The organism is Bilophila sp. 4_1_30, from assembly GCF_000224655.1.
GTDB classification, from domain to species: domain Bacteria; phylum Desulfobacterota; class Desulfovibrionia; order Desulfovibrionales; family Desulfovibrionaceae; genus Bilophila; species Bilophila wadsworthia.
This window is the reverse complement of sequence record NZ_JH114278.1, coordinates 1-829: the sequence shown is the minus strand read 5'-3', so window position 1 is coordinate 829 and position 829 is coordinate 1. Positions and strand designations below refer to the sequence as shown.

1 protein-coding gene is annotated in these 829 nt (G+C 64.3%); it reads left to right on the top strand.

Annotation, left to right across the window (positions count from 1 at the left end):
* On the top strand, positions 1 to 829 hold an 829-nt coding region (locus HMPREF0178_RS20120), incomplete at both ends, for a branched-chain amino acid ABC transporter permease (protein ID WP_009369378.1).

Genomic DNA, 829 nt, shown 5'->3' with positions numbered 1-829 from the left:
TCTCATCGCCGTGAACGCCATCCTCGCGCTGTCCCTGAACCTCATCTACGGCTTCACCGGGATGTTCTCGCTCGGGCACGCCGGGTTCATGGCCATCGGGGCCTACGTTTCCGCCCTGTGCGTGCTCCCCGCCGCCCAGAAGGAAATGATGTGGATCCTCGAGGACATCATCTGGCCCTTCTCGGTCATCCATACGCCGTTCTGGTTCTCGGTGGTCGCCGGGGGCTTCGTGGCCGCGATCTTCGGGCTGTTCATCGCCATCCCCGTGCTGCGGCTCGGCGGCGACTACCTCGGCATCGCCACGCTGGGGTTCGCGGAGATCATCCGCGTGCTCATCGTGAACCTGACGCCCATCACCAACGGCTCCCTCGGCATCAAGGGCATCCCCTTCCACGCCTCGCTGCTGGTCAACTACGGGTGGCTGCTCATCACCCTGTACTGCATGGTCAAGCTCCTGGGCAGCAACTTCGGCAACATCTTCAAGGCCATCCGCGACGACGAAATCGCCGCGAAGGTCATGGGCATCGACACATTCAGGACCAAGGTGCTCTCCTTCTGCCTCGGCGCGTTCTTCGCGGGCGTGGGCGGGGCGCTGCTCGGCAACCTCCTGACCACCATCGACCCGAAGATGTTCACCTTCCTGCTGACCTTCAACGTGCTCATGATCGTCGTGGCCGGCGGCCTCGGTTCGCTCACGGGCAGCATCCTCGGCAGCGCGGTCATCACCGTCCTGCTCGAATGGCTGCGCGCCGTGGAAGACCCCATCACCCTCGGCGGATTCGCAATCCCCGGCATCCCCGGCATGCGCATGGTCGTGTTCTCGCTGGTC